Here is a 5,464-nt window from a genome sequence, read left to right as displayed (position 1 = left end):
CAGAGCATCAAGAGCCGTGTTATAAATCAGTCCGCCAGCGTAACCGAAACCAACGCCACTATGGAACAGGTAATAGTGAATATTAACAAACTCAATGGCCATGTGGAAAAACAGAGCCAAAATGTTTCGCAGGCGTCATCCGCGATTGAGGAAATGGTAGCCAATATCGGCTCTGTTACCAACACGCTGGTGAATAACGCGACCAATGTAAATTCATTAAAAGAAGCCTCTGAAGTAGGCCGTGGCGGATTGCAGGAAGTGGCGACGGACATTCAGGAAATATCCCGTGAGTCCGAAGGCTTGCTGGAAATTAACTCGGTAATGGAAAACATCGCCAGCCAGACCAATCTGCTTTCGATGAACGCGGCAATTGAGGCGGCCCACGCCGGAGAGGCCGGCAAAGGCTTTGCCGTAGTCGCCGATGAAATCCGCAAACTTGCGGAAAGTTCCGGTGAGCAGTCCAAGACAATCGGCACGGTACTGAAAAAAATAGCGGAATCAATCAAAAATATAACAAGCTCCACAGATAACGTGCTTAAAAGATTCGAGGCGATTGACTCTGGCGTAAAGACGGTTTCGATACAGGAAGAAAATGTCCGCAACGCTATGGAAGAGCAGGGACAGGGGAGCAAACAGGTACTGCAAAGCGTCGGCAGTTTGAATGATCTTACGCGGCAGGTAAAGAGCAGCAGTGAAGAAATGCTTAACGGCAGCCAGGAAGTAATGAATGAGAGCCAGAACCTTGGAAAAATGACAGTGGAAATAACCGGCGGCATGAACGAGATGGCAATTGGCGCGGAGCAGATAAACATAGCGGTAAACAATGTCAATGGAATGACCCTCAAGAACCGTGATGCCATTGACGCTTTGATAAGGGAAGTTTCGCGCTTTAAGGTGGAGTGACGAAAACATTAATTTTTCTTCTTTTTAGTTTTTTCAATAAACTCGTTGAACAGTTGTTTCATGTCGGTTTTGATTTCTTTGCGTAATTGTTCAAAATCATGGCTCATGGAATTGCTTTCTACAAACAGTTCATAGATTTTAATGTTAAGAGCTTTTGCGATACGCTCTATCAATTCTGATGTGGGAAAATTACGGGCTAGTTCTATCATAGCGATATGATGTGTGGATACATTGACCTTTTCTGCCAGTTTTTCTTGTGAAAAACCGCATTTTCTGCGGGTTTCCCTTAAATTTCTAGCAAAAATATCTCGCGGTTGCCCCATTTGGTTACCTAAAAAATAATAATAAAACCTATTTATTTATTGAATAATTATTTAATACATAATATAAATATTATGTCATACATAACCTTTAAACGTTTTTTATTAAACAGGGGAGGTCATTTTTGAAGAAATCCTTATTGGATACTCTTTTTGATAAAGCTCAAAAAGCGGCAGAAAAAGCTTATGTCCCCTATTCTAATTTTAAGGTTGGAGCCGCTCTGCTTGCAGATGACGGTTCTATCTTTACCGGATGCAATATAGAAAACCGTCACTATAAGTTTACCGTCTGCCCGGAAGAAGTCGCTTTAATGAAAGCGTTGAGCGAAGGAAAACGCTCCTTTAAGGTTCTTGTAATGGTAGCCCCGAATTCACCTGTCCCTCTGACTTCTTGCGGCTCCTGCCGTCATATGTTTATGGAATTTATGTCCACTGACGCGCTTTTTTATTTTAAAGGCCGTGGTACTGATGTTATTGAAGTAAAACTTGGGGATTTGCTTCCTTACGATTACTTTAACACTTCTGTTGCCGAAATAATTAGGAGCGGAAACGAACATAAACTTTTCATTCCAGAAGATGCGAATCTTACGCCTCGTGAACAGGGAATATATCAACTTCTCATCTCCGGCAAAACCGCGAAGGAAATTTCGGAAGCGTTATATATCAGCGTTCCTACTGTTAATTTTCATATTTGTAATGTGTACAAAAGATTAGGCGTTAAAAATAAGAATCAATTATTCGCCAAGTACGGCAAATAACGGGCTTGTTCGGCTACCTATTAATATTAATAGGTAGAAAACGGTCAAAATACAAAAAACTATTACTTTTAATAGGCTTTAATTTCTAATTCCTAAGACAATATTAATATTATTAGGAAGAAGAGAAGAGGGAAAAGGAACTAAATAAGGAGGTGAAAAGGGAAAGGGTAGCGAAGTTAGTTATCTAAATATGGAGCAACATGATTTGGTTTCCAACAACAGCCTTTTTCCCTATTAACCTTTTCCCTCTTTTCTTCTCCCTAATTCAAAACGCCGGGTTTCCGCTTCTGTGGAAATATCGACTTTTTATATTCAAATCAAGAAACAAGGAGTTTCAAATGAAAAACAAAGGAATACTGGCTAAGAGGCTTGGCTTTTTAGCAATCGCTCTTGTAGCGGTAATCGGCTTTGCAGTCCTGCCTTTGACGGGGTGTCCGTCGCCGGACGAGGGTACAAAACCCGGAAACAAACCGACAAACACACCGACCGTAATTAACATTTCTGCTATTGGCGGCATAACTGCCCCTATAACTGGGGAAACACCGGCAACGGCGATTACTGCAACGGCGCAGTATACCGGAACCGTAACATGGTCGCCCAATGATTCAACTTTTGCAGCATTGACCGCATACACGGCGACTATCACCTTGACGGCAAAAACCGGCTTCACGTTGCAAGGCGTAGCGGAGAATTTCTTCACGGTTAGCGGCGCGGAAACTGTCAGCAATGCCGCCAATTCCGGCACTATTACGGCGGTATTCCCGGAAATAGGCGCAACGCCCATTGCAAAAGCTGAAATCACCGTTACCGCCCCGGTAAAAGACGCGACAGCGCATACGACGGCAAGAGACAGTTCCGACGAGGAATATTTTACCGTCGGCACGGTGTCGTGGTCGCCGGAGCCTGTTGGCGGCAAGTTCGAAGGGGGCAAAGTATATACCGCTACGGTAACACTTACGGCAAACACCGGGCACACGTTTACCAACTCGACTACTGCCGAGGTCAACGGACAAACGGCGGTAAAGTCAGATAACCCCGGAAAAACCGTCACCCTGTCCTACACCTTCCCGGCAACGGACACAAGGACAGTTACCAAAATTGAGATTAAAGCGCAGCCGACCGGGCTGTCATATACGCACGGCGAAGCGCTCGATCTGGCGGGGCTTGTGGTTACGCTGACCTACGATGAAGGCGATCCCGAAGACATTGCCGCCGCGAATTTTACGGCTAAAAACATAACGGCAGACCCGGCGCAGGGCGCCCATTTGGTGCATTTAACCCATGACGGCCAACCTGTTACGATAACTTATGGCGATTTAAACCCGCTTGAAACAGATGATTTGACGGTAAACCCCAAAGCTACTACCCTTACCGTTCAAGTCTCCGGCGTCTCAAATCTCATCTATAACGGAAGCCCCAGAACGGGGACTGTTTCCGTAGCGGACGGCACAACGTATCTCAATTATTCCACAGAATACACCTTTGAATACAGCGACAACACCAACGCGGGGCAGGCGACAGTAACAGCTACCGGCAAGGGCAACTACGCTGGCAGTACCGGAAGCGCCCACTTTACCATCAACAAGGCCACCCCGTCCATTTCCCAATGGCCGACTGCGACAGAAATATACCAGGGCGGTCTTTTGTCAGCTTCCGTTTTGAGCGGCGGACAATCCAATCCAGCCGGTTCTTTCGCATGGACTGACGGTACGATCAGTCCCGCTTCTGGCACTAACAGTTACGGCGTAACATTTACGCCGACTGACACGGCAAATTACAATACCGCGACCGGCTCTGTAAGCGTTACCGTTTTGACTGCCCCCTACATTATCACGGGCAGCGGCACGGCGTTTACGGCAACCAAAGGCAGTGCGACAATAGGAACCGCTAACCAAGCGATAACGAATGTCATTACCGCCATCAGAACCGCCGCCGCCGGTAACCCGGCCTCCATTCGGTTTGGGGACGGTACAACCGCGCTGAACATAGGCACGGCAAACGTATCCTTTAACAACACAGACGGAACATGGGGCGCTATAACACTGAGCGGGAAAATAACCGGAGCTAACACAAGCACTACCGAAGGAACCATTGCTATTGCCGACAATATTTCTGTTACCAGCACGGCGGACATAGCCAACACATACAACAATGAAAACGCCAGGGCGGTTTACTTTAATTCCACCGGCACGCTTACCCTTTCCGGCGGCACGGTAAGCGCGACAGCGGCAAGCGGGACAGCGCACGGGCAAGCTGTCAATATCGCCAACACCGGCCTCGTAACCGTCAACGGCACGGCGATGATTACCTCGGCGAATATTGTTACCTCGGCGGGAACCATTGTGCTGTCAAACGCCGGGGCGCGGCTGTTAATAACCGGTGGAACCGTAACCAATACGGCGACAAGCACAAACGCCAGGACAATTTTTAACTCTTCTTCAACCAGCACCGATGCGGTAAGCATCTCAGGCGGAACGGTTCAGACGACATCGGGCTGTGCGGTGTACAACAATAATACCGGCACGGTAACTATCAAAGACGGCGGAACGGTTCAGGCAACGGGAAACAGCGGCTACGCTGTGTACAACAGATCTACCGGCCCGGTAACCATTTCTGGCGGTACGGTTTCGGCGACAACGGGCTATGCGGTGTACACCGAGAGCACTAACTCTTCTGGCGGCATTTCCGTGTCGGGAAATGCGAAGGTAACGTCGGCAAACCCGGACCCCGCGCAAGGAACGATTTTTTGTACCGGAACCGTTACCAATTCTGTAATGATTATAGATGGCGGCACGATAGAAAATACCGCAACTACTGGAAACGCGGTATTCAACACTTCGTCTGGCCAAATTATTTTACGCGGCAACCCAACTATAACGGGCACTATATACAGAACGGCAACGGGGGGTTCTTTATTTACAGCATCTGGCGTTTTTACCCCCGGCAGTGATAAAATTTACAGGCTTGGCTTTTCCGATGATATACCGGACGGCATAGCGGTATCTGGCGGCGCATCTTTCATTACGAATTTTACATCGGTAAACAGCTCTTTTACGTTATCGGTAAGCGGAAGCAATATTCAGCTCAGTTACAATCAAACTGGACCCGGCTACAAATGGACAAAAGCCGGAAATGCCTATACCGTTACCAAAGTAACGACAGAGGGAGATTTTAGTGCCATACAGCCAGTTATAAACGCTATACGAACGGACGCCAGCGCAGCGGCGTGCTCCATTCAATTTGGAGACGGTACGAATACGCTGGACATAGGGTCGGCTTCCGCAAGTTTTAACACCACGGGCGGAAACTGGGGCGCGGTAACACTAAGCGGGAAAATAACCTCAAACGTAACCGGAACCGGAACCATAACCACTGCCAACACTGTTTCCATAACCAGTACGGCGGACATTACTAACACCGCAAATTCTACTTCTTCTTACGCGATTTACCACAATTCTACCGGTGTACTCACCATATCAAGCG

4 protein-coding genes are annotated in these 5,464 nt (G+C 47.4%); 3 read left to right on the top strand and 1 reads right to left on the bottom strand.

What is annotated here, in order from left to right:
- The coding region (locus ACYVRH_RS10580) for a methyl-accepting chemotaxis protein (RefSeq protein WP_461256880.1) at window positions 1–903 on the top strand (903 nt) is incomplete at its 5' end.
- An 8-nt stretch (window positions 904–911) separates the two neighbouring features.
- On the opposite strand, the gene ACYVRH_RS10575 is transcribed toward ACYVRH_RS10580, so the two are convergent.
- Entirely contained in the window at window positions 912–1,226 is a 315-nt protein-coding gene (locus ACYVRH_RS10575; RefSeq protein ID WP_461256879.1) for a helix-turn-helix domain-containing protein, read from the bottom strand.
- 122 nt (window positions 1,227–1,348) lie between these two features.
- Between ACYVRH_RS10575 and ACYVRH_RS10570 the strand changes: the two genes are divergently transcribed.
- Together ACYVRH_RS10570 and ACYVRH_RS10565 are read left to right on the top strand one after the other, a co-directional pair.
- On the top strand, window positions 1,349–1,981 hold the full coding sequence (locus tag ACYVRH_RS10570; protein ID WP_461256878.1) for a cytidine deaminase: 633 nt from the start codon (window positions 1,349–1,351) through the stop codon (window positions 1,979–1,981).
- Window positions 1,982–2,319: 338 nt separating this feature from the next.
- Window positions 2,320–5,464, top strand: a 3,145-nt coding sequence (locus ACYVRH_RS10565; RefSeq protein ID WP_461256877.1) for a beta strand repeat-containing protein, incomplete at its 3' end; no start/stop codon positions are given.

This window comes from Treponema sp. R80B11-R83G3, from assembly GCF_054786115.1.
The sequence above is the reverse complement of the archived record's forward strand: the minus strand, read 5'-3'. Positions and strand labels throughout refer to the sequence as shown.